The sequence below is a fragment of the Hymenobacter sp. UV11 genome (genome assembly GCF_004684095.1).
GTDB lineage: Bacteria > Bacteroidota > Bacteroidia > Cytophagales > Hymenobacteraceae > Hymenobacter.
This window is the reverse complement of sequence record NZ_SRII01000011.1, coordinates 40,860-65,565: the sequence shown is the minus strand read 5'-3', so window position 1 is coordinate 65,565 and position 24,706 is coordinate 40,860. Positions and strand designations below refer to the sequence as shown.

The 24,706-nt window shown below is 59.8% G+C and carries 15 protein-coding genes; 5 read left to right on the top strand and 10 right to left on the bottom strand.

All coding sequences use genetic code 11. The annotated features are described in order from the left end of the window. Positions 1–19: 19 nt before the first annotated feature. Entirely contained in the window at positions 20–355 is a 336-nt protein-coding gene (locus E4631_RS19620) for a hypothetical protein (protein WP_133658939.1), read from the bottom strand. Positions 356–851: 496 nt separating this feature from the next. Here E4631_RS19620 and E4631_RS19615 point away from each other — a divergent pair, with 496 nt between their 5' ends. Beyond that, on the top strand, positions 852–1,070 hold the full coding sequence (locus tag E4631_RS19615; protein ID WP_133658940.1) for a hypothetical protein: 219 nt from the start codon (positions 852–854) through the stop codon (positions 1,068–1,070). A gap of 62 nt (positions 1,071–1,132) precedes the next feature. Here E4631_RS19615 and E4631_RS19610 read toward each other — a convergent pair whose 3' ends face one another. The 3 genes from E4631_RS19610 to E4631_RS19600 are packed head-to-tail and all read right to left on the bottom strand — an operon-like array spanning position 1,133 to position 3,071. Continuing rightward, on the bottom strand, positions 1,133–1,402 hold the full coding sequence (locus E4631_RS19610) for a hypothetical protein (RefSeq protein ID WP_133658941.1): 270 nt from the start codon (positions 1,400–1,402) through the stop codon (positions 1,133–1,135). A 38-nt stretch (positions 1,403–1,440) separates the two neighbouring features. After that, positions 1,441–2,229 carry a transporter gene (locus tag E4631_RS19605; protein ID WP_240735089.1) on the bottom strand — a complete coding sequence of 263 codons (789 nt, stop codon included), beginning with the start codon at positions 2,227–2,229 and terminating at the stop codon, positions 1,441–1,443. After that, positions 2,226–3,071: a hypothetical protein gene (locus E4631_RS19600; protein ID WP_133658942.1), complete on the bottom strand. Its 846-nt coding sequence runs from the start codon at positions 3,069–3,071 to the stop codon at positions 2,226–2,228. Before E4631_RS19600 ends, E4631_RS19605 begins: the two co-directional genes overlap by 4 nt. A 38-nt stretch (positions 3,072–3,109) precedes the next feature. Between E4631_RS19600 and E4631_RS19595 the strand changes: the two genes are divergently transcribed. Continuing rightward, on the top strand, positions 3,110–3,409 hold the full coding sequence (locus E4631_RS19595; protein ID WP_133658943.1) for a rhodanese-like domain-containing protein: 300 nt from the start codon (positions 3,110–3,112) through the stop codon (positions 3,407–3,409). A 55-nt stretch (positions 3,410–3,464) separates the two neighbouring features. Here the strand turns inward: E4631_RS19595 and E4631_RS19590 are convergent, their stop codons facing one another. After that, a complete protein-coding gene (locus tag E4631_RS19590; protein WP_133658944.1) occupies positions 3,465–4,592 on the bottom strand; it encodes a helix-turn-helix domain-containing protein in 1,128 nt (375 codons plus the stop codon). A gap of 182 nt (positions 4,593–4,774) precedes the next feature. On the opposite strand from E4631_RS19590, the gene E4631_RS19585 reads away from it, so the two are divergent. Further along, positions 4,775–8,416, top strand: a complete 3,642-nt coding sequence (locus E4631_RS19585; protein ID WP_133658945.1) for an NACHT domain-containing NTPase — start codon at positions 4,775–4,777, stop codon at positions 8,414–8,416. Positions 8,417–8,486: 70 nt separating this feature from the next. Here E4631_RS19585 and E4631_RS19580 read toward each other — a convergent pair whose 3' ends face one another. From E4631_RS19580 to E4631_RS19565, 4 genes are all read right to left on the bottom strand, one after another. Beyond that, a complete protein-coding gene (locus tag E4631_RS19580) occupies positions 8,487–9,077 on the bottom strand; it encodes a hypothetical protein (RefSeq protein WP_133658946.1) in 591 nt (196 codons plus the stop codon). Next, on the bottom strand, positions 9,019–14,352 hold the full coding sequence (locus E4631_RS19575) for a hypothetical protein (RefSeq protein WP_133658947.1): 5,334 nt from the start codon (positions 14,350–14,352) through the stop codon (positions 9,019–9,021). The genes E4631_RS19580 and E4631_RS19575 overlap by 59 nt, the downstream gene beginning before the upstream one ends. Before the next feature lie 1,399 nt (positions 14,353–15,751). After that, positions 15,752–17,896 (bottom strand): P-loop NTPase fold protein, encoded by a 2,145-nt coding sequence (locus E4631_RS19570; RefSeq protein WP_133658948.1) that lies wholly within the window; start codon positions 17,894–17,896, stop codon positions 15,752–15,754. Between the two features lie 94 nt (positions 17,897–17,990). Further along, positions 17,991–19,448, bottom strand: coding sequence for a phospholipase D family protein (locus E4631_RS19565; RefSeq protein WP_133658949.1), 1,458 nt, complete (start codon positions 19,446–19,448; stop codon positions 17,991–17,993). Positions 19,449–19,854: 406 nt separating this feature from the next. On the opposite strand from E4631_RS19565, the gene E4631_RS19560 reads away from it, so the two are divergent. Continuing rightward, the gene (locus tag E4631_RS19560; protein WP_133658950.1) at positions 19,855–20,178 is read left to right on the top strand and encodes a helix-turn-helix domain-containing protein; all 324 of its coding nucleotides are present in this window, start codon (positions 19,855–19,857) and stop codon (positions 20,176–20,178) included. Between the two features lie 252 nt (positions 20,179–20,430). Here the strand turns inward: E4631_RS19560 and E4631_RS19555 are convergent, their stop codons facing one another. Further along, positions 20,431–21,300, bottom strand: a complete 870-nt coding sequence (locus E4631_RS19555; RefSeq protein ID WP_133658951.1) for a hypothetical protein — start codon at positions 21,298–21,300, stop codon at positions 20,431–20,433. A 343-nt stretch (positions 21,301–21,643) separates the two neighbouring features. Between E4631_RS19555 and E4631_RS19550 the strand changes: the two genes are divergently transcribed. Then, the gene (locus tag E4631_RS19550; protein WP_133658952.1) at positions 21,644–24,688 is read left to right on the top strand and encodes a Tn3 family transposase; all 3,045 of its coding nucleotides are present in this window, start codon (positions 21,644–21,646) and stop codon (positions 24,686–24,688) included. The last annotated feature ends 18 nt before the right edge of the window (positions 24,689–24,706 follow it).

The following is a 24,706-nucleotide window of genomic DNA, read 5'->3' as shown; positions in this document are numbered from 1 at the left end:
GCCTATCGGATAAGGCCGCCTACGCGGCCGGTGGCAGGAGCAAGGCCAGCAACTGCTGCTGCAACTGTTCCATTGCCGACAGGCGCTCGGCCAGCTGCCCGATGGCGGCGAGTACTTCCTCATTCGCTGGAGCCGGCTGATTGGCAGCTACGGCGGTGGGCGTGCGCCCGCGCTCTTTGCGCCGGCGGGCTTTGGTGGCCGACTGGCTTTCGAGCGGATGGGCCCGCCCAGCGCGTTGGTTGCAGGCCGCTACCCGGCAGGGGCTGCCGCAGTATTTCTGTACCCACCGCTTTTTGGGGACAAACTTTTGCCGGCAGTATTCGCAGGCAATTTGGGAGTTGTCGAGGAGTGACAAAGGCGTTTTGCGTTAATAACAATTGCAAATAACGAAAACGCAAATGGTGTCCTATGATTCGTTGCGCGGCCATCGCAGGTTTGTGGCGATGAATCTGCTCAGAGTTTCTGCCCCACCCCGCTGGCGAGCTGCCTTCCGGCAAGCTTATGATATAGTTGCGTCTGGCCCCCCTATTAAACCGCGCTTGCAGCCCCCTTGATAAGGTAGGCAACGGGCGCTATTTATTAGCAAGTGCTTGCTGCAAAGGTAATTGCCTAGATGCGGGTATCTAACAAATCGCCGTTGCTGCTGGCTCACCTTTGTAAGCGCGCTGCTGGCTGACCCGGCCATTTTTCTGCTCTCCAAAAAAAGTTTGCTTTTATCCTCTCGAAGCCTGCCGGCGAGGTTGCATAGGGGCTACTTACCCGTGTCGGGGCGGGTTAGCGCTCCTTCGCCTCAACTGATTTTTCACCGCATACCACCGGGCTGGTGCCCGGCTTTGTACAAGCGCAACCCAATGAACACGAAGAAAATTGCCTTTTACACGGCGCTGTTTGCCCTGGCGGCCGGTATATTATTCACCTGCTACCGGGGAGTGCAGCTCTATCACGAAGTTACCCGGCCCCCGGTGCTGGTTGCCAGTGCGGCGGCCCTCGCCGTGCAGCCGGGAAAACAGGTCACGACTTACACCTTTTCGGTCATTCGGGAAGTAGTGGTCCGCCTGCGCCGGTTGTAGTACCCCGGCGTGCTCCCCGCCGACGCAAGTAGGTGAGCGCGCAGCATACAGGCCGGGATGGACTATAAGGGCAGCGTGGTGCTAACTAGGTGACTACGGGCTTCTGCGGCACCCCGCTGTGTTTCGTGCTGCACGTAATATTCCAACTGCGTTCCCGGTGCGAAGACATCGGCATCCAGGTAGGGCGAGCGGGTGTTCACGGCCACCCGCTGCCAGGGGCCAGCCGCCCCGCCCACCCGGCGGAAAACGTGGGCCACTTCCAGCAATTCTTTGGAGAAGGCCAGGCGGCGACCTTCCGGCGTCAGGGTGAGGTCAATCATAACGGTGTGCATGAGAAATGTATAAGCGGTACGGATGTTTACTATATGAGTCAGGCAACCATGCCCAGCAGCAGAAACAGCAGAAAGCCGACAAAGAAAGCCAGCGTGAGTAGCGGCGTCTCCGCTTCCTCGTGGGCTTCGGTCAGCAACTCTTCGGTGACCAGGAACAGCAGGGCGGCCAGGCCAAAGGAAAGCACTACTTCGAGCAAGTTGCCGGTGGCCCCGCGCAGCACGGTAGTGCCGATACCCGCCCCCACGAGTAGCATTAAGGAAGTGCCCGCCACGATGGCCACGGCCCGGCCCTTGCTGTGCCCGCCGTCGCGCAGCTCCACCGCCGTGGCCAGGCCTAGCGAGAGTAATTCAATAGTGAGCGCGATTGCCAGCAGGGTGCCCTCCTTCGCGCCCGCCGCAAATCCAATGCCCAGCAGCAGTCCATCAATGAGAATGTCAATACCAATGGCAACCAGCAGGCCCCACGGCAGCGGCGAGGTACCGGCAGAACTCACCGGAGTCGCACCCGGCGCGGCCGGCATTTCCAGGGCTGTCTCCGACTGCTTTTCCAGCCGCTGAGTGAAGTAGCGCAGCCCGAGCATCGTGGCCACGCCGAGGCCAAAGCCCAGGGCCACCTCGTAGGGCGCGTGGTGCTGCACGATGTCGGGCAGCAGCTCCACGGCCACCACGGAGAAGATAACGCCCGCCGCGAAGTGCAGAATAGCACTGCGCAACTTGGGGCCGGGGGCGCGCCACACGGCCAGGGCCGCGCCGGCAATCATAACCACGGCTGGCAGCAGCGAAAAGCCAAGCAGGGTTGGCCAAGCGGGAGAAGCGGCAGGTATCATTCGGCACGGTCAGCTAGCCAATCCAGTAGCGCAGCCTGGTGCTCGCCTAATTCCTGGCGTACTGGCTGGTGGACATCTAGCAGGGCCATGAGCATGCCGCTTATTTCAATGACATACACCAACGCCTCAAACCAATAGCGGCAGTCAATTGCTGGCGGCAGTTGAATAAAATCGCGGTTTGCCGGGGCGTAGTGGTGCTGCTGGGATAAGTGGCGCTGCACGATGTAAAGCCGGGCCAGATGCTGCGTAGCCGGGTGCGCCTTGATTTGATGGAACATATCCTTTTCAGATAGCGGGCGCGTGTGGCCGTTGGGCACCTGAAACAGGTAGTGGTGCCGGGGCTCGCGCAGCATTTCCGGGCTTTTCAACTGGGGTTCACCAGGAACACGCAGCAGGTGTTCCGCTTTCTGGTACAGCGTGGTCCACCGGGTCTGCTCTTCCTGGGCTATCTCAGCGGCATTGGCAGTGGGCATTTCCAGCGCCGTATTTTCAAAAATGGTTTTGACGTACTTGAAGTACTCGATATCAAGCACCATCAGTTCATGCTGAAATGCCTGCGCATCGTCGTCGAATGTTGCCAGGTAGAGCCCCGTCAGGGCATCCGTCAGCGCTGTGCGAAATGCCAGGGAGATGGGCAGCTTCAACTCGATTATTTCCGGCCAGCGCTCCAGGTGGACAACAACCCCTAGTAAGCTGCAACGCATCCGTCGAAGCAGGTCCAGATAGGTGTGCTGAATCTGGTTCGCTTCAGTGAAGGGCTGGCCAGCGCTTTGGATACTTTCGGTGAGCACCTGGCAGTAGTGTCGCAGCACGTCACTGTCTTTTTTATCGCCGTTAATCATGGTTTGGACTGAGTTAATCTTAAAATTTCATGCCCTGAATGGAGCTATTGGGCAAACTGGACGGGGAAGGCGTGGTGCTGCTCGACGTGCGCTCCACCGACGAGTACCGCCAGGGTCACCTGCCGCAGGCCGTGTCCCTGCCGTTTGCCGAACTGGTGGGCCGGCTCGAAGAACTGCCGCGCACCGGCACCATCGTGGCTTACTGCCGAGGGCCGTTCTGCGTGTTTGCCGACGAGTCCGTGCAGCTGCTCACCGCCCACGGCTACGGGGCGGTGCGCCTGGAAGAAGGCTTTCCCGATTGGAAGTATCGCGGCCTGCCCTACGAGATGGCTAAGTAAAGCACTGCGCAGAAGCTGGCAAATGCGACTTCTGGACTAAACTTTCAATTAGGGTCTATGTCGTGCCGCGCCAGACGGAATACAACTGCCCAATGCGGTCAATTTCGAGCAAGTCAATGGAGGGCGAGTGACCATCTCGCTGTAGCGCTTGCACGGCTAACTGCGCGCTCTTACTTGGAACAATGTCAGCCAGTTTTATCTGATTAGCAGATAGGTAATCTCTGAACGCCTGATGGTTAGCTTTATCGCGAAAGACTAGAAAAGGGGCTGTCGAGCCTCGGGACTCTAGAGTAGGATTTTTGGAGGTGAGAAAGGTGAAAAAATCGCCGGCTGGTTCACTTAAATCATAATAATAGTAATGCATTTCGTGACCCAGCAGAGCTATTTGCTCGGTCTCAGGAGCAGGCAACAACAGCCGCCTCTCGTCCAAATAGACATACTCTAACTCAAAGAGAATGGTGGAGTTGTAAATGAACTCAGCCATGCCGAGAAAGGAGTTTTTGTTAAAAAAGGAATGGCTGTAGGGCTCCCAGAAAGGTTCGGTAGCCGAACGCTTAATTTGGTAGTCCGGAAACGACCGATGGTAGGCGTTGCGTTTGGTATCAAAGCCAACATCCCAACCCGCGGGCTCGCGCAACAACTGCCTCATTCGCTCCGTGGGCGACAAGTCCAGGCCAAACCGCTGCCGCCACATTTTTTCGACTAAGGCGACGTCAGCCGACTTATCAACTGGGGTGTTCGTGTCGCCGACCCGGGTGTATACTTGCTGGCCCAGCCGTTTCCCGTCGGTATAATTCTCCGTCAGCCAGTAAGGCTTGGCTGGCACGTCAGCTATCACCAACACGTCTACTTCCAGGCCATCGAGTATTAGGGTAATTAGCTTGATTGTCGGTCGGTTGCCCCCGGCAAATTTCTGGTCCCTCAAAAAATCAATGAAATTCGATTGGGTTTTTCGCCCGGCTTCTGTCGGGCCGAGTCCCACTATGGCAGCGCCCTTCATAGGGTCTTCAACGCCGAGAATCAGGTACCGGTCGCCCTTGTGCAGCGAGTTGGCCAGGCATAGCACGTCATGCAGCAAGCTACCCTTGTTTTCGTGCGGCTTAGCTTTAAAATCCCAATAGTCTCCCTCGCGTTTAGAGGCTATTAATTCTCGGATAATGGGCTCCAAACTGGCTGGACTCATGCGTGAAAAGTAGGTATAGGTGCGCCTGCCAAAGATAAACGGATGGTCAGCGGAACAAGCCCTTGCTGCGGGCGTTAGCGCAGCTGAGCCAAGCGATTCAGCTACTCAGGTAGCCGGAAACGGCGTTATTGCGCCTCTTCTTTATCTTTCTGGAAAGTAGTTCCGGCCACTGTTAATCACATATGGTTGATAACCAAAAATATCCCTGGAAGCGTTTATGGGTGCCGGGCATGGGGCCAGCCGTGGACGAAGCCCTGACCCACCCCGACTACTTTACCAGTATTGCCGGGGCGGAGCCGCTGGAGCGGTGGCAGCAGACCCCGTGCCTGATTTTGCTGGGCGAGCCGGGAATGGGAAAATCAGCCGAGTGGACTCACCAGCAGTTGAGTGGGCCGCCCCGCATGAGTGTATCCTTAAACCTGGGTGAGTATGGCAGCTGGCAGCAAATAGAGGCTAAGCTGATAGGCCACCCACGCATTCGGCGCTGGCTGGGGCGGCGCGAAGAGGAGCTTTGGCTCTGGCTCGATAGCTTCGACGAGGCCTTGCTGCATGAGGTTAAGCTGGCGCGAGCAATAGGCCGCTTACTGGAGCAATGGCCCAGCGCGAGGCTGCACCTACGAATTTTGAGCCGCACCGCTACCTGGCCGGTTTCTCTTACGAACCACCTCGAAGCCTATTTTGGCCAGTCGCCGGAGCAGCCGGAGCAGGTGGTGGTGCTGCAACTGGCCCCGCTCACGAAGTATCAGGTGGCCCAGGCCGCCGAGGTTAAAGAAATTGACGCGGCCGCCCTGATTGCAGCGGTGGAGCGGGCCGAGGCGGTGCCCCTGGCCACCCGGCCCGTCACGCTGGCCCTGCTGTTCAAGCTTTGGGAGTTTGGCCGCTTCGGGCCGGCTATCGGCAAAGGCATCAACCTGCTGGAAAGTGGCTGCCGACTGCTGTGTGAAGAAGGCTGGAACCCGCAGCAGAGCCACTTTCGGCTACCCGATGTCGACCAGCGCCTGCGGGTGGCTGCCCAGCTAGCCGTCGTCATGGTATGCAGCCGCCGCCGGGTAATCAGCGCTGATGAACTGAATGAGGATGAAATGCGGCTGCCCCTGCGCGACGTGACCGGCATTCTAACCTTGTTTCCGGATAAGCCCCACTTGTTGCTAAGCAAGGAGTTAGTGATAGAGGTAGTGCAGGATACGGGGCTGTTCGTGCCATCGACTAAAGACGGGTTAGTCACGGAAGTGCGGTGGGCTCACCCGGTTTTTGCTGATTTTCTGGCTGCCTGGGCACTGCACAAAACCGAAGTCGCGCCCGCCCAGCTGCGTAAGCTCTTCCAATCAGCCGTTCCGGAAGCGGGCGTGGTACCGGCACTACGCGACGCGGCCGTGTGGCTGGCCGCGTTGTCCCCGGAATTTGCGGCTATCCTGGTGCAATTGGACCCGCTCACCGCGATGCGCGCCGATGTGCTGGCCGCGACGGATACCCAACGGGCTAGCCTGGTAGCCCAGCTGCTGGCTATCGCCACGGAGCGCCACCTGTATCTGCAACGGGCAGAACCGTATATGACCCGGCTGGCGCACCCCCACCTAGCCAGCCAGTTGGCCCCGGTTCTGGCGGACTTCAGCGCGCCGCCCGAAGCCCGGGCGTTGGCGCATAAGGTGGCCGTAAGCTGCGCGGTCCACGCGTTGGCGCCCCTGCTGGTGCAGCAGGCGCTGGATGTCACCCTGGCTACTGCCATTCGAGTGGAGGCGCTGCAAACGCTGCAATTTGTGGGAAACGCCGCCGACTATCAGCAGTTGCGGCCGTTACGCACGGCCATCCCGGCCGATGACTCCGACGACGAGTTTCGGGGGACGCTGCTCCATATCCTGTGGCCAGGGGCCTTAGCGGCCGACGAACTGCTGCCTCTGCTCACCCCGCAGCGTAAAACTTCCCTGGCTGGTGCTTACAACTCCTTTCTTGACCCGATTTACACCGGCGGCTTGCAGGATGGCCTTGCGGTAAGGCATCTGCCGGCGCTGTTGCGGTGGCTGGTTCGCCGGCCCCGGCAGGACTATGGCACCGACTTACAGATGGCCGAATTCGTGCGGAACATTGTCATCAGCCGGGCCTGGCAACATACCGATAACGAAGCGGTGTTGCCGTGGCTGGCATTCGCCCTGCGCCGCTTGCTGATGCGGGGGGAGGTGCCCAACATCCCTCACGACCCGGCCCTGCGGAACCGCGTGCTAAACTGCTGGGTGCAGCGCCGGCAGCTACCTCGTCCAACAGCGCTGACTCAGCCCTATCAAGTTGAGCCGAAGCGCTATGGCCAGCAAGGCATCCCACGGCAGGCGCTGGTAGATGTTGCCGACTTCGAACTGGTCCTCGCATTACTACGCACAACTACGCACGTAGCTACTGTAGCGAGTCTCTTCCGGACGGCTCTATTGCTATTTGAGGACGGCAGTCATTGCCGGAAAGACCGGTTTCAACTGACGTTCTCCATCCTCTACGAGTTGGGCCAACGGTGGCACCTGGATACGGCCTTTGCTTGGCTTTGTGAGGTAGACAGCTACGCTGGCACCAGCTACCACGAAACGCGGGAAATGCAGCAGCAACAGCGCCTGCAGGCCAAGTTGCGGCGGCGGATGAATAGTCGCACCCATCGCTTGCTCATCCGCCTCTCGCACCCCGCCCGCCCGAATCCGCTGGCTAGCTGGTTGATAGCCCGGCAACTGCTCATTCGCAGCAGCAGCGGCCATTGCGAGCGGATTACAACGGAAATAGGGAAGGGAATTTCCTGGCTGCGGTCGTCGGCCCGGTTGCGCCAGCGGCTAGGCGAGCTGGCCTGGCGGACCGTGGAGGCCGCGCCCCCGCAAATAGAATTTGGGCAGGCGATAAATACCTTTTATGAGGAGGACTCTATTCCCCTCACGGCGTTGTTGTTCTGCCAGGATGTGCAGCCCGGGCGGATTGCCCGCTTCACGGTGGCGCAGTGGCAACCGTGGCTGCGGACCCTGCTGTTCGGCCATGTAAGTGCGGCTCGTCGTACCGAGTTGTTTGGGGTTGCCTTGCGGTATCACCGGCGGATTGTGCTCCGGCACCTGGCTGCCCAGTCCGACTACTGGCAGCAGCTACAAGCCAGTGCCTATGGGCTCGCCCGATTGGGCGAGCTACTGACTGAAGTGCCCGATAAGGCACTATGGAGATGGGCGTTGCAGGGCGTGATGGCGGGCAAGTGGCCCAGTTTGTTTGCCCAGGAAACGCTGGGCAAGCTTTTGGCACTACGTTTCAGGTCCGCCGAGCTATTCCGCGATTTTCTGTTTGCGCAGTCGCCAGCGGCCCCGGTCTGGCATGTGTTGACGTTTGCGGCGTTCCACGGGTCGCTGTTTAACGCAGTGGTAGTCAAGCAGCTACCGACCGTGGCCTGGTGGGCTATCTGGCAACACCTGCTAAGCTTCAGCCCCGAGTTAGCGGTTAGCCTGATGGAGCGGCAGTCCGGTCGGCTAAGTTGGATTACGCCCCTGCCCCCCGACCTTTCCGATGAGCACGTAGTCTCCCTGCTTCGATGGGTAATAAGTGAGGTCGGAGTAAGTGAAACGAAGACCCCAAACGGGCGTCGGCCGGTGGGGGCTGACCGGCTGCGTATTTTTCGTAATATGCTCAGCAAGCTGCTGGCCGGCCGCGCCACGGCCGAGGCCTATGAGGCCCTGGCGGCGCTGGCACACGAATACGAATACCCCAGTTGGCTGACCTACCATCTGGAGGAGGCCCGCGAAACCTATAGCCGGCGTAAATGGGAGCCGCTGGCTCCCGCCCAGCTCTTTCGAGTTCTTCGGCAGGCTACTGGTTAATCGTCGTCAAAAGGTTTGGGGAGCGCGGCAGCACTGAGGGGCGCCGGTCAGCAGGGATACGGGCCGGGACTTAGGTAGGAGGTGAAGATGAAACTCGGGCGAAAAACTGCTGCCGTTCTTTCGTAATGAAGGCCAAAAATTCAGCCAGGCGGTCAACCGGTTCCGCCGTGGACGCGGACGTAGTTTCTTCTTGTATTTCACTCCCGTCAATCTCCACCGCTGCTTCCTGGTTGAAGAAAGGCAATTGCGAGGCATTGGTCACGAAATAGAGGATGTTAGCTTCCTCCTCCGATAAGTCACTCTGGTGTTCGGCGAGCAGTTGACGCATCTCTTCCCGCAGTGGGGCTGGAATTTGGTCGCGTATCGCCAGGCAGAAGTAGCGCAGTTCCTTACGTTGTAACTGAAGCAGATTAGTTATCCAGCCAATAAGTTGGTTTTCTTCTGGCCGGCTCTCTCGGGATTCCCATAGCCGAATGATTAAGTCCTGGCACTCGCGCTCGGCAGCTTCTTTCACTGCCGGGTCTACGGAAGCTTCGGCCCGGCGCAGCAGCTCGGCTACGCGCTGAGCCATCCATCGCCCCAGCACGCCGTTTCTATCCTCGTTACCCAGCTCCCGGATTATCAGCTGGCTGAGGCGTACATGGTCCTGCCACTGTTTCAAAGTGGCCGTTGGGGTGGAGCAGGGCGAGGCGTCGGGTTCCGGGGTCACTGATACGCTGTTTTTGGGAATACTCACGGGGCGATACGTTACGTGCTAAGGTAGCGTGAGTTAAGAGGACCTGGCCGGCAGCTGCCAGATAATGCAACAACAGGTCCTGGCGTACCCAAATGCGGTGCCCAAAACTATGGGCTTCGGCACTACGGTTGCTACGCTCCCCGTGCAGACTATCGTCCCAGAACTCGTATTCAACGGCTCGCTGCCCATCCGGGTCAAGATAGTACTGGCCATCTTTGCCCGCCGTAAGCCCGCCGTGCGAGACAAAGTGGGCACTCAACGTAGGATAGCAGGTGTAGACGCTGCGAGCAGCCATGTCGTGGCGCTCGAGCCCCCGTTCATCCCCTCCCATTTCCTCGTCTAACAGCGGCGTTAGGGTAAACAGCGCAGGTATACCATCCAGCATTTCAGGCTCTCTGTCGGAAAGCCCGAACGTTGGAAATACATAGTCATACCGCCACGCTGCCTGTAAGGCCCCCAGCAGCGACCGGCCAGCTTCAGCGGCTACGGCTACGCTACTCACGCTGACACTGCCCTCATATTCGTCTTCTTGGAAGCTATGCCGCCCGTGCAGCACCAGCCACCCAATTCGGCTTGGCTCGCCGAAGCCCAGGACTTCGTAGTAATGTCGTAGGGGCTTCCGCCGCCATGGCTTGGGCAGCACTCCCCAGCATTCGGGACGTAGCGGCGCAGGCCCGCGCCAATCGGACAGCCAGCCCGGCGAACCGCTGTGCGGCAAATAGCGCGTCAGCCATGCTTCCCAGGTAGAGGTTGGCTCGGGGTAGTCATCCATCCGGATAGGGTACTTGTCGACCAAAGAACCGGCCACGCACATCAGCGCGTGATGCGTCAGGTGCATTTCGAGACTATCCACGGTGGTGTCGTCCATTTTGTAGTGCGACAATAGTCCCGATTGGTAACGGTCCTGGTCCTGGAGCCGGTCTGCTTCGCACTCAGCCGCCGTGCGATGCCATTTTTCCAGCATCCACTGCTCAACCAGCGCAGTTATCTTATCCGTGGTTTGGCCAAACGTTTCGGCCAGTGACTCAAACCAGTGGTCGACCGTGTCAAGCTCGTTGAACTTGAACTGGTTGGAGCGTTTCACTTCCGGAAAAGCTTCGACTGCCCGGACGTGTGAGCCACGTTTTACCAGCGAGGAGGCGGGACGATTGCGCGCCTGCACGCGCGCCAAATCGCTGGGGGTAAGCGCCGTGGGGGCATAGGCGTGGGCCTTAAGCAGAATGCGCCGGGCCAGCTCCCGAATCTGCGCGTGCGGAAACTGGGCGTCGCAGAGATGGTGCCTCAGTATCGCCACATGGGGCACCAGTGCACTAGGCTGCTCGTCGGCCAAGCGGTCAACTATTACTAAGGCCCACACCCGCGCACCTTGCCAGTAAAACTCTTCCGAAGTGGGCAGCCAGCTGGTAGTGGTGCGCGTGAGTTTTAGCAGCTCGGCTAGAAAGTGCTGACTGAAATCGTCATTTTCCGACAAGCTCATCAGCTGCCGGGCCGCGTGGGCGGCTTGCCAGCGCACCCGTTTGTCGGGGTCGCCACTCACCGCCCAGATAAGCTGCGCAAACAACGCCGGCGGTGAGACTACGGCGTCCGGGTGGGCCAGTAACTCGCTGAAGGGCAGCGATTTTTTCTCGGCCTGCAACTGCGCCTGCATTCGGTCCAGTAGCCACTGAACGAAGGATAGTAGCTCCGTTGCGGGGCTATTTTTAAGGAGAGTTGTGGCAACCTGGCAAAGGGCCGCCGAGCTGAGCGAGTCTAGTTGCTTGGAAACAGCAGGTAGCAGCAAGGCCGCCCGCGATTGATTTACCAAGGGCAGCTGGCAAAACTGCTCCAGGTGAGCGGGCTGGCCGCTGTCGCCTACCAGGCGCGCCAGGTTAGCGCCGTAGAAATCAGCTAAGCCCCGCACGGCCCATTCCCGCACGGGAATAAGGGTATGCCATGCGCCCAGCAGTTCAGCAAGGGCATTCAATACGGCGTAACCCTGGCTTTCCCGGTGGCTGCGCACCCGCAGCAATAAATCAAGCACTTCCACCCGGCGAGCTGGCAGAACGGCGTAGCCTAGTTGCAGCAAAGCCGGTACCATAGCTTCCTGAGAAGAATTGTTGGTAGTCAACCAGTCATCGAATGCAGCAACATCACCCCGCTGGGCAGCAGTGGCCCATTGCTGCTGGCGTTGTTGGCGCTCTAACTCGTAGTGGCTCGGCTCTTCAGCCGTAGCGCTACCCCCGGCAGGGGCCAGAGCGTTGGTAAAGTCAAGGGTTTGCTGAATGGCCCGAATGGCCGGCAGGTGAGAGAGTTGCCGGTCGGTTGCCCACGCGGCAACCCGTCGCAGCGCGGCCGGCCGGCGAGCCAGGGGCGTATCCCGCGCTACCCAATCGGCTAGCGCACTCAATGACCCGACAAGTTGCTGCCGCTGCGCCGCAGTGGTATGAGGCAGCTTGGCTAATACCTCCAGTGCATCAGGGGAAATGTCCAGAAATTCTCCCCGGAGCTTGAGGAGCCAGAGCGCCTGCGCCGGCTGCCAGCAGTGCGCCCCCGTGGCGGCCTGCACGACCGGCCTGATGCCCTCCGGTAGCCGAACGACATCCAGCGCATCCCAGCGCAGGCCCAGGGCTACGCCCGCCGCCGGACTCAGGGTGGTAGCCGCGGCCAGTACCGCGTGCGTGGGCAGCTGCGCATCGTCTTCTGACAGATAGGGCTGATAGGCTTCCACGAGGCCAGCCAGCTGCGTGGCAATAGCATGGCCCTCCGCCGGCGGCATAGTGTGGCCAAGCTGGCTGGCAGCCTGCGCCCCCACCGCCAGGCGATGAGCCACATCGTCGCCTACGCCCTGATAGGCCGCGTTAATGGCGTCGGTATAAAGGCCCCGGCTGAAGGCTTCGTCGTGCGGAAAGCTGATGGCCGCACAGCTCAGCAGGATAGACCAGCGGGTATGCACGGCCAGCTCGTCGGCGCGGGCATCGGCAGCTACCCGCTCCAGGCACTGAAACGCGAGCCCGGGAGCCGGCCAAAAACGAAATATTTCGCAAGAGGTGTACTCCCAAAGTCTTCGCGCCAGGGCCCGACTGGTCAGGCGCGCAGCCTGGTCGAGCAGTTCGGTAAGCAGGACCTCGGTACCCGAAATCCGGACCAGCAACGAACTAGCGCTGCGCAGCCACTGCGCCTGCCGGCCCCGAAAGCCCGCCGTGGAGGTTCTGCGAGGGGGACGTAGGTCGAGCAGGCGCGTCCGAATCAGCTGCTGCACGGCGTCGGACACCACCGCTTCGCTGAGCCACTGCGCCCAGTGGGTGTAGAGCGCAATAAAATGGTCGAGGTCTCGCCGGTAAAAATCGTCTTCGTGATAACCATAGCTTTTGTACCGGTAGTCACCCTGTTTCAACGGGGGCAACAAGTCCAGACCAGTAAGCGGCTGAGCCTGTAAGTGGGCTCGCAGGCAGGCAATGCGAATAGGGGCCACAAGCTCTTCGTAGCCCGAATCCTTGAAGGCCTCCCGAAACGAAAAGGAGGGTAGCATACCCAGGAGCAGGAGCGTAGTTTCCTTCGCCAACTGCCGGCGAGTAAACAGTTCGGCTAAGTGCAAAGGCCAGAGTAGCCAGCCACTGGCTTCCCAGCCCATTGACCAGTGGGTAAGCGCGGATTTAATTTTCTGTTTCTGTAATAACGGCAGCAGGCGGGCGGCCACGGTACTACTCCAGGCTTCGCTGACTACGTAGCCCGTTTCCCACAGCGCTGCCTGGGCTAGCGCTTGCGCCATGAGGGGCAGCTGCAAGGAGCGCAGCTGCGTTTCCAACGCTGGCCCTGCTACGCGCTTGGCCAGGCGCTGTAGCAGCAGGTAGAGCGCCTCCGCCGCAAACTCAGCAGGTGACCAGCGTTGCAGCATCTGAGAGGCTGCCTCCGGGCCACGTAGCCAGTAGTATGCTTCCGCCTCGCAGGCAATGTCTGAGGCCTCTAATTTCCAGTTATGCCGCTCGTAATCAGAAACACTGAAGTAGCGGTCGACCCAGCTATGGCCGCTACCTAAGTGGTGCTTGGCCCGCGCCCGTTGCCCGGGGTCAGTGGCATAGTAGGCAGCCAGTTGATAATGCACGGTTCCCAACCAGGCGTCATCAGTACCGTCTCGGAAGTAGTCCGTTACGGTGCCGACATTGCCGAAGTGCGCGGCTAACGCGATGTCGGCCGTAACCAGCGCCTTCAGCGCGTGGTTAGCCTGCAGCCGCTCGGCGGCCAGTACCAGCAGCTTGGCCCCGGCGAGGTCAGCGCCCAGCTCGGCGGCCGCCTGTAGCGCCAGTTCCAAGCGCTTCCGTTCGATGCGCACCCGTTCCGCACTGTCCGTAATGAACGTCAGGGGCGGGCTTTCCAGCGCCAGGTCGATAAGCTCTCCGCGGCGCTCCGCGGCCGCGTACTGCTCGGCCACGGCCTGGGCCGCGTAAGCGCTGGTAGTTGCCAGGGGCCGGAAGTAGTCGCCGAGCCGTTGGTGCGTAGCCAGCAGCGGGCCATCGGCCCGGCTACGCTCCCGTAGCTGGGTTTCAAAATCTTCGTCCTGAAAGCTGATAAAGCCGTTTTGCAGCAGAAGACCAGGGGTCAATGAGTGGCAAAACGTAGTTGCCTGGGCTGATGATATGCGGCAGGCTGCCGCAAAAATGTCCAGCGGGATGGGGGTATTCAGGGCCGCCAGGGTGGCAAGCTGTTCGGTAGCCTGCTCCGGCTCGGCCACCTCCACCAGGGCCGCGTTGAGGATATCATCAATGATGGTAGCCGCGCTGGTGGCCGGTCGCGCCAGCGTATGCGCAAGGGCCGCTTCGGAGCCGGGCACGTGAGGACTAGGGTCGAGGCAATAATATTGCACCCGGGGGTTGCCATTCGTGCGCCGGTGAAATGTGGCCGCCTGGGTTGCAGTTGCCGCGGGAAATACCTGCCGCAAACGAAGGGTGGAAGCTGCCAAATCGAACCCTGTCAATGCTAGCTCCCGGGTGCCGGCCGGGGCCTGCAGGCTGGCTAGGCGGTGCGTGCGGGCAGTCATCAGCAGCCGGCAATTAACTGGTAGCACCAACTCCCATAAAAAGGGAATAAAACAGTCGCTTTCCAGGTCTTTGCGGGCTTTAAACGCGGAATTGTCGGCCGCATCCGCCACCAGCACCAGCAGCCCGCCCGCAGCTTCCACTACTTTTGCCGCCGCCGTGAGCCGGCGCTGAAAATGGTCCCGCAAGGTATATTTATCAGCAGGCGGGACAACGAGAAAAGGTAGACCAGTGGCCAGCGCCAACTCATTGCTCAACTGCCAGAAAGCGCGCCGAAGCGTATGGCGACCACTACTTTGATTGGTATATTCTCCCTCGCCGTAACTCCCTCCGTAGCAGTCATATACCAGCACCACGGACTTCGCGGGCAGGTGCGACGGTAATTGCTGAATCGTAGTAGTTTTGCCAACCCCGGCCTCGCCGTGCGCTAAAAACCGCTGGTCAGTGGTTAAGAGGGCTTGTGCGAGCTTCGCCGCCTCCGCAGTAGGAACAGGCTGAGTGGGAACATTAATCTTCGATGGCTCTGGAAATAATTCACTCTCATCAACTACCCCGAGGGCCGCTAATACGCTAGTACGAGTAAGCAGTCGGGGCGAGGCACCGGCATCGTCAGGTGGTAGTGCCTGCCGGCGGACTAGGTCGGTAAGTTGTAGTGTTACATCGCGCCCGCCGTGCGGGACAGATGGTACTAATTCCTGCATTAAGGCCAACTGCTGGCCCATTCGGCTTTCAGCGCCGCACCCGCTCAAGTCGAGCACCCGCCAGAAATCAGTAAATTCCTTGCTTTTCGCGCCCTGCTTGCTTGCTACCCCAAGCAGGTCATACAGCTTATCCAATTCGGCATGGTGCTCGGTTGGCAGCTGCCGTAGCAGCTTGGCGTAGGTGACCGGCGAGGAGCCTACGACCTGTAGGGCTGCTTGAGTAGCGAGCCACAACGACAGGAGCTTGGCATGTAGCGGCTGGTTGCTGATAAGCCGAACCGTAGCTTTTTGCTGCACATCGGCACGAGAATTTCCTGCGGCCAGCAAGTCCTGGTAAGCGGCCAATAGCCGCTCAAAAACCGAGTTGTTTTTGCCTTTGCTTTCGCGCAGCCGAGCGGCTGTCCACGCTTCGTCAGGGTGTTGAGTGCTGTATTTTAATTGGGCGATTACAGTGCGGGTAGCCGTTGCAAAATGCTCTCCACCATAATATTCGGTTAAATCTGCGGCTAAAAAATGTTCTTTATCCGCCGGGAGACCAGCAGTGTCTTCTGCCGCAACGCCCTCCATTCTAACGGCACGCAAGGTGCTGGCAGGGTTAAGAAGCTCGATGATGCGTCGAGTTGCCCAAAGCACATGAAAATCATGGCCGGCGTTGGAGTAATGAACACTAGAAAGCGCCCTGGAAGGAGATGGCGGTGGCATACTGCTGGGGAGAAAGACTGGAAGCTGACACTCGGCGCACGCACGCAGCCTTGAATGGAGGGGTATGTTTTATAAGGGTAAGCGGCAAGCTACTGGTAGGGTTTGCCGGACATTAGTACTGCAAGGAGCGCCCCCTCGCTGTCCCTTTTACTTAACCAGCTCAAGTTATCGCTTTACCCCTAGTTCATTTCGCTGGCGTTGGCGGATGCTGGCACCAGTAAGCAAACTGGCGGAGCAGCAGGTCATCAGCGGCCGGCTGCCGGTAGCCGGCGCTCGGAAAAGTAGGCGGTACCTCCTGGTGAGCCGGCGATAAGAGCCGGGCGAAGGGCGTCGGGTCGAAAAGCGACTGCATGAAGGTGAATTCCGGCTGGCCAAAATCGCTGAGATAAGGCGCTGCCTGCGAGCTGCTATTTGTGGGATAGATGAACGCCCGAATCAACTGTAGTAGGCTGGCCTCGTCGGGTAGGTGCTGGTCGAGGTACTCGCTCAGCGAGGCCTGGCCCCGTACCTGCGCCCAGATTTTAAACAGCAGCTGCACGGCAGTCTGGTGTAGCGCGACCAATGAAACCGGGCCGGCCTCCTGCAAGGCCCGCGCCAGGAGCCGCGTGCTGGCCTGGGTTTGAAGGTCTTTGCTTACCGGCTCCCCCCGCCGCTGGGGGCGGAGTAGCTCGTGCGTCATTTGGTAGAGCAACTCAAACGAGACGGGAGCCGCAAAAACTGCTTCGAGCACCCCTAACTGGTGCGGCGCCGCCACGTTGAAAGTAAGCAGCGAAGCTATTTGCCGGGCGGTATCAAAGTGGTGGTCAAATGAGTCATCGGGCCGCTTTTTAGCCTTGATTTCCACTTCGTGGCCAGCTAATATGGAAATCAAAGCGGTAGCCTGGTCGCTGGTAAACTCGTTGCGCTTGGCGTAGAAGCGAAAGTGTAAATCCCACAGGTTGCCAGCTGCGAGCAACTGCCGCCACAACTCCTCCGCTTTGAGTGGGTCGCCCGAGAGCGCGTTGAAAAAGGCATCGTATACCACGTCCGATACTTCGCCCTTCAAAATAGTGTAGGAGAAGTAACGGTCGAAATAATGCGCGGAGGCAATGCGCTTCTCATTAAAGAGCTCCTCGTGCTCGGGGTGGAAGTACCTGGTTGGCCACAGCTCGGCCAGCTTCGGGAATAGCTCCGCCAGCAGCTCTTTTACAGAAGCCTGGCTATCGGGTGAGAAAGAACTTAAGTGCTGCTCAAAGAACACCGTATGGCGCTTTTTTTCATCCTGCGCCGACCAGTGCCTCACTTCGAAGCTGCCGAGAAAATACCCAGGATGCTCCCTGATAAGGGCGTAGATACTCGGGTAGAAGAGCTTCGTCGCCTCGATAAGCAGTAAATCGGGGTAGTTTACTTCGTTTTGCAGCAGCGGCAAGACAAAGGACAGGCTGTTGACATACCGCTTTGCCAGCCGGGGTGTCGTGAAGCGAGCGAGAAAATACTTGCCAAAGCTTTCCCGAAATTTATCCAGGTCGGCCGCCGGCACGCTTACCCCGACCTCTTCGATAGCTTTGGCCAGCGAGCTAAACAGGTAGTCGCGCAAATCGCGCTTCGTGGCCTGGGGCAGGCGCAGGGGCACGTGAATAATTTTCTCCAGAAATTCGTGCCCCGATTGCTGGCTGCCATCCGCAAATCGTTCGCCGATGGACGAGGCCACTATCCGGTCGTCGAAGCACAAAATGTAGCTCGTATAGGGAAAGTCAGCCGTGAGCCGGACGAGGCGGAAAACAGCGTGAATCTCCGTTTTTTCCAGGCGGTCGATATCGTCAATGATGACGACTATCTTGCGTTGAGCCAATTGCAGAAACTCTTCGATGCGCACTTTGAGCTTTTCCAGGGGCACGTCGGCCAGGGCCTTACCCAGGCCCGGTAGTGCATCGGCCAGGCCGGAAGCGGGCGTGGCCTTCAGCACCGTGGCGTAGCTCGCGTATTTGAGCACGGCCTCCCCGATGCTTTCCTTGCGGGTTTTGTACCAGCGCGTATCCGGGCTCAGCGGCTTTAAGCGTTCGGCCAGCGTGGTGAAAAAGGCCAGTAGCAGCGACGGCTCATCGGAGAAGCGCCACGGGTTGAAGTTGATGACAATGGCGTCGCTGTGGGCCGCGAGCTCCTGTTCAATGAAGCGCATGACCGAAGTCTTGCCTTCGCCCCACGCCCCGTACACGCCCAGGGTAATGCTGCTGCTCTCCCGCCGGTTGAGGAGCACCTGCGCAATCCGGCTGGCGAAGCCGTAGCGCTGGAAGTAGTCTTCGGCCTGGGTGGTGGCTGGCGGGTCAGCCGAGAAGTCAAACTGATTCATGGGCAAGCGCTTACTGGCCGCTGAAGCACTTGCAGAGGCGGAATGATAAAATCATTTTACCACGAACAACCGCTTGAGCAACAGGCAGGTATAATCAATAAATTAGTAGCGGAGCCGGTACTTCTCCAGTAGCTTTTTCAGCCGTGGTACCCGGTCCCCATCCAGGGCGAGTTGCTGGGCGATGCTGGCCGGCTCGTAGTAGCGCTGGCGCAGGGGCTGTTCGTACGCCGCCGCTAGATAGCGCAGGTTGTAGGGAGAAAACTGGTTGTCCAGCTCCTTGAAAGCGGTGGGCGGGGCGGGCTCGTGCTCGTCCCAGAAGGCGGCGCCAAATACGTCGAGCTTTCCCAGCTTGGCTTTGCGGCGGTAGCGCACCGAGCTTTCCATCGCCCAGCTTAGCCACTGCTCGGCCGGCAGGTCGGGCAGCACCGCGCGGGGGACGTCCGGAGCCGGGGGGGCGCTCCCCAAAAGGGAGGGTAAGCTGCTGGTTTAAGGCCTCCGGCGCAGCTTCCAAGTGCGTGCGCACTTCCTCGGTGGCTTGCCAATCGCGCTGCCAGTGGGCGGTCTCATCGCGCTCGCGGGGCAGCAGGTGGAGGGCGGCGGGTAGTTTATCCAGTACCAGCAGGCTGGCCCAGAAGCCGAACTCGCGCAGTTCGGCCGGCGGCAGCGGATGGAGCTGGGGAGCCACGTAGGGCAACGTCTCGGGCGGGCGCACGGCCAGGTGCCGTTGGCCAAACGAAAGGTCGTAGGACGAGGGTACGTTCCGGTCGATAGCGCCCTGGTTCTGAATAACAACGCCGTAATGGGTGGTGAGGCCGGTAGACAAGTCGTAGGCCCGCAGCACCACGGGCGTATTCGCGGCATCGGCCTGAGCGAGAGCGCGGCGCTCGTCGGGGGCCTGGCCCAGCAGCAGCAGCGTTTGGCGCGCCAGCGTGGGCATTCGGGCCGAGTGCCACGCCACCGGCAGCACCAGGCATTCGGGCTCGGGCTCATCGTCGGGCAGGCCTTGCAGCTTTTTGTAGTCGTCAAGCCGCGCCGGGTCAAAGCGGTGGCAGTGCGCATCGGCCCGAATGGCTTCCAGGTAGGCGCGCACCTGCTGATACAGGGCCGAGCCCTGGGTAGTGGTCAGCACCACTGAGGCCTCGCGGTTGGCTCCCAGGAGCGCCTGTTTGGTGAAGTTGTAGCTGCCCACCCACACTTCGGCCTGCCCGAGCGGCAGGTCAAATAATAACAGCTTGGTATGGAGCAGGTGGCGGTGCAGATGGCGCTCGCCGCGCTGGCGCACTTCGTGGCACTGCACAAAAAGCTGCCGCGCCCCCAGGCGATGAAAGGCGTGCAGCTTTTCCACGTCTGTGGGCAGATGCAAGTCTACGCAGCAAAACGACTCGGGCTGGCTCAGTAAGTCTACCAGCTGGGCGTGCAGCACTTCGGGGCCTATCGTCCAATAAGCTACCGCCCCGTACAGCCCCTCCGCGCGGCAAATGGTTGCCCCTAACTGGTGATGAATACTTCTATCGGACCAGGAATTGGGAAAAAAGCGGGTAGAGTTGGGCATAGGGTAAGCAAGGTATCACCCGGCGAAGCGAGCTGCTTAGCGCTAAAGGGATTCGGGTAGACTTGCCGCGGGCGAACGGGCGAGACTGTAACTGCAAAAAGCTGGGTAAGGGAAGCGCAGCCACTGACCTTTTGCATAGAAATGTCCCATCTGCTTTACTTTACAACGCAACGTAGAACATTCAATACGGGCGTTTCTTGATGTGCTAATGGGCGGCCAGCCCGCATTGTTGCTCCGGAGATGGCGTTAGGTTGACGTCTTGTATGCCGAGTAGCCTAGCGTATGACAGGTAACTCAGGCAGGCAAGATAAATTGAATGTGCCGAGTCACTCTTTCACATAAAATGCCGCTTAATGCGCAATAAGCTGAGCATTCGGTGCCGCCATTGCGTAGTATGTTGCGCACTATGGCGAAAGACCCCTTAGTTATGCTGCCCCGGCTGCGGCAGTTGTTAGCGCAAGCAGGCGAAAATATTCGCCTAGCCCGCCTACGACGCAAGCTCAGCACCACCCGCGTAGCGGAGCGGGCGGCTATTAGCCGTAATACCCTACACGCCATCGAGCAAGGTATGTCGACAGTGAGTCTGGGTGCTTACTTACAGGTATTGTTCGTGCTGGAGCTGGAAAAGAGTATTCTGCAACTAGCGGCCAACGACGTGCTGGGGCGTAAGCTGCAGGACGCCGAGCTGATAGTCAGCACGCGAGCACCTAAACAGTCACCCTCCGAGTAGCTTCATGGCCAAGACCATTGAACGCCGCCAGCTGTACGTGTATGCCGACTGGCAGGGCTGCTCCAGGGTCCGCAACTGATGGGCACTCTTTCGGCCGTGCCGGTGCGGGGCAAAGAGGTGTTTTCCTTCACTTACGAAGCGCAGTGGCTGGCCCAGCCGCACGCCCCCGGCGCCAACTGGTAAAGGCCACTTGGGGTCATTGCGCTCGCTAAATCAAAGGTGGCTGAGTACCTCTGCGAGTTGACCCGTTGACTATTGTTCCGCGCTAGGGAGAATGGGCAACAGCTTAGATAATCTGGTTTCGGTACCAACGGGAGTGTGCACGAAGCCATGCTTTTTAAGGTAAAAGTTATGCAGGCGCCCCCGGTGCGCCTCACTAGTAATGGAGTGCGTAAGAAAGCCAAAGATTTCCCCTACCCCCTCCTTCTTGGCCCGTTTCACCAGCCAGTCCATTGCCAGGGAGCTTGCCCCTTGGCTTATGGTCGCAGTCGGCTCAATGTAGAGTTGGTACTGGGTAGGTTTTTGCTGCCAGAGGTCTCTGATAACGGTAATGTGGATATGGGCTTCGAACACCGGCCTTATTAGCATCTGGAGGTCTGCCTGCGCTAAGACCTTCTGTGGTTGCAAGACGACGATGTGAAAAGAATCCGCCTCCTCATCGTCGGCTTTATCGGTCAGCACAACTACCGGCACTCGCTCCACAGGGCCCGCCTCGTCTTTCTTGACAGTAAAAATGGGGACGGGTATAAAGATGTCGGCTTCACTGCCCCGATGCGGCCCCGATTGCTCTTCCGTGGGGATGGTTTGAACGGGGTGCTTGCGGATAGTGGTAAGCGCTAGTAGTGCTCCCCCATTTGCTACATAATTGGCTACAAAGTCCCAGGTGTTTTGGCTGCTCGTCGCTTGCGCCTGAAAACGGGTGAGGTCGGCCGTCAGCCCCGCTATTTGCTCATTGGCTTGACCTAGCTTTTCCAGGGTTTCCCTTTTGACCCTTTCGTAATAACAAGATGACCGGTGCCAGAAATAGGCGCGTTCTGCGGCTATTACGGCCATACAGGCAATTAGGAGTAGGCTGTCAAATAGCCCAAAAACGAGTTGATAACCAGTGGATAACTGCATCATTAAATTTATTTAAATATATATTTGTGCACTATCCTGGTATTCCCTCTCCCAGATGCATATGCTGGTGATGGAGCCGGGTTTTTTGTTTCGCCCTTAGTGGGTATGTCCCTTCGAATTAGCTAGCAGCCGAGGCGCTACGGGTAGAGCGGCGGGTTTGCTCTAGTTCTATCAGGGGTAGCACAAGAGTAGGAACAGAAATTCCCGCTAAGATTATAGAAAATGTTTGCTTCTCTAATACTCCCTAGCCGGTAAGGGAGGGTTAGGTAGCGGCCGTTAGCTTTACCTGCCGCTTTTGCCAGGCTCCCGTATTCCTCTGGTTATCCGAAGCAGGTGCTTCCAAGCAATGCCGGTTGAATTTCTGAGCGACGAGCAAGCGGCCCGCTACGGACGCTACCACACAGACCCTACGCCCGAGCAGCTAACCCAGTTTTTTTACCTCAGTCCTCAAGACCTTGACTTTATCGCGCGGCGTCGGAAGCGGGCAAATCAACTGGGCTGCGCGCTGCAACTCTGTACGCTGCGCTTTCTCGGCACGTTCCTCCTTAACCCTACTCAGCTTCCGGAGCGGGTTGTTCACGTGGTGGCGGAACAGTTGCAGGTGGATGTAGCTGAGTTGGCAGCTTTCAAGCGGCCCAGCACCTGGTACGAGCAACACTCCTTTATTCTAACATACCTGTCCTATCAGGTCTTTGATGCCCGGCAGGGATTTCGTCTCACGCGCTGGCTCTACGCGCAAGTGGCCACGAGCACCGTGCGGCCCAGCGTGCTGTTCGACCTGGCCACGGCCCATTTAGTAGCCCAGCGCATTGTCTTGCCGGGTGTCACAGTACTGGCCCGGCTCATTGCCCGCATCCGCGAGCGCACGGGGCAGCAAACCTACCGGCAGCTAGCCGTCCGCCTCACGTCGGCGCAACGCGACCAACTGGAAAGCCTGCTTGTCGTAGCGCCTGGCGAACGGCTCAGCCGGCTCGAGCAACTGCGGGTGGCGCCCACGCGCGTTTCGGGGCCTGCCCTGGTAGCGGCGTTGCAGCGGCTCGACCAGATTCGGGCGCTGGGCGTCGGCGACCTCGCCCTGGACGACCTGCCGCAAGCCCGACTGGCCCGACTGGCCCGCCACTGCGCCAGCACCTGGGTGCAGAACCTGGCGCGGTTGGGCCCAGAACGGCAGCTAGCCACCCTACTGGCGGGGGTGCAGGCGCTGGAGCGCAGTGCCACCGACGATATCCTGGACCTCTTCGACGGATTACTGACCACGCTGGCCCTGCGCGGCGAGGTCAAGCGTCGGCGCGATCGGCTACGCTCACTCAAGGACCTGGACCAGGCTGCCCTGGTGTTGCAGCAGGCCGTGCGCATCATGCTCGACACCGGAGTGCCCGATGCCGCTATTCGCGCCCAAGTATGGCAACGCATTGGGGAAAGCTCGTTGCGGGCGGCAGCGGCCACCGTTGAATCGCTGGCCAGCGAAGCCGACGAGGCCGCCAGCCAGGCGCTAACTGGCAGCTACCTCACGGTACGGCGTTTCCTGCCCGCCCTGCTGCGCGGCCTCCGCTTTGAGGGCACCCCGGCCGCTAAACCTTTACTTGAGGCCTGGCACTTTCTGCAGCAGCAGGAGTTGACAGGCCGGGGGCGGCCCCGGTGGGCAACTGCTCCCCGCACAGTTATTCCGAAAGGCTGGGCCAGCCGGGTGTTTCCCACAAAAGACGAGGTCAACCAGGCCGCGTATACCTTGTGCGTGCTGGACCGGCTGCACCAAGCACTGCGTAGACGCGAAGTTTTCGTACCGGTGAGTGAGCGCTACGGCGACCCGCGGGCGGAGTTGCTGCAAGGTCACGCCTGGGAAGCGGCCCGCGAGGCCGTGGCCCGCGCCCTGGACCGCTCGACTGACCCGCATGTTGAACTCACGCAGCTCCAGGCCCAGGTTCGGGCGGCCTATGCAGAAGTAGGGGCCAACCTGGCCCATAATACGGCCCTGGAAGTACGCGAGGAAAACGGGCAGCCCTACGTGATGGTCACGCCGCTGGTCGCCCAGCCCGAGTCGGAGCAGCTGCAACGCCTACGCGCGCAGCTGACAGCGCGCCTGCCCGCCGTCGAGCTAGCCGCCCTGCTGCTGGAAGTGCAGGCCTTCACGGGCTTTGCCGAAGCATTCACCCACGTGGCGGATGGGCAAACGAAAGTAGCGGACCTGCCGCTGAGCATTTGCGCGGTGCTGCTGGCCCAGGCCTGCAATATCGGCCTGCAAGCTGTGGCCCGAGCCGATGTCCCGGCCCTAACGTATCCTCGCCTGGCCTGGGTACAGCAGCATTACGTGCGGGCCGAGACGCTAACGGCGGCCAACGCCCGCCTGGTCGAGGGCCAGTCTCACCTGCCATTGGCGCAGCTGTGGGGCGGTGGGGAGGTTGCTTCCGCCGACGGGATGCGCTTTGTGGTGCCCGTGCGCACGATTCACGCGGGCTGGAACCGTAAATACTACGCCGCCCAGCGCGGCATCACCTACTACAACTTTACCAGCGACCAGTTCTCGGGCCTGCACGGCATCGTGATTCCCGGCACGCTGCGCGACTCGCTCTTCACCCTGGCGGGCCTACTGGAGCAACAAACCAACCTGGACCCGCGCGAGCTGATGACAGACACGCATGGCTCTAGCGAAGTGGTCTTTGGCCTATTCGCGCTGCTGGGCTACCGCTTCAGCCCCCGATTGGCCGACCTTTCGGACCAGCGGTTCTGGCGAATGCAGAAGGAAGACGATTATGGCCCGCTCAACGAGCTAAGCCGCCACGTAGTCAATACGCGCCTGATTGCCGAGCACTGGGACGATATGCTACGCCTGGCCGGCTCGCTGAAGCTGGGTAAGGTTAAGGCAACGGCCGTGATGCGTACCCTGCAGCGGGCCGGCTCACTTTCCGGCCTGGGCCGGGCAGTCGCCGAGTTTGGCCGGGTGGAGAAAACGCTGTATTTGCTGGCCTACGTGCAGGATGAGGCCTATCGGCGGCGCATCCTGGTGCAGCTCAACCGGGGCGAAGGGCGGCACGCGGTAGCCCGCGCTATCTTCCACGGCAAGAAAGGCGAGCTGCGCCAACGCTACCGCGAGGGCATGGAAAACCAGTTGGGGGCCCTGGGGCTGGTGGTGAATGCCGTCGTGCTCTGGAATACCCGTTACCTGCAAGCTGCGCTGGAGCATGAAGAGCGGCAGGAGCTGGGACAACAAGGAGCGCTTCCGGAAGAAGCAGCACGACTCTCCCCCTTACTGAGCGAACATATTAATATGCTGGGGCGCTACGAGTTTATTTTGCCGGAAAGCATTGCGTCTGGTCAGCTGCGCTCTCTACGCAACCCAGACGCTTGGGAGGTGCCTCTATCGTTCTTATCAGGGAAAGCTCTGCCGGATTAAGCAAAGCTACTCATTTCA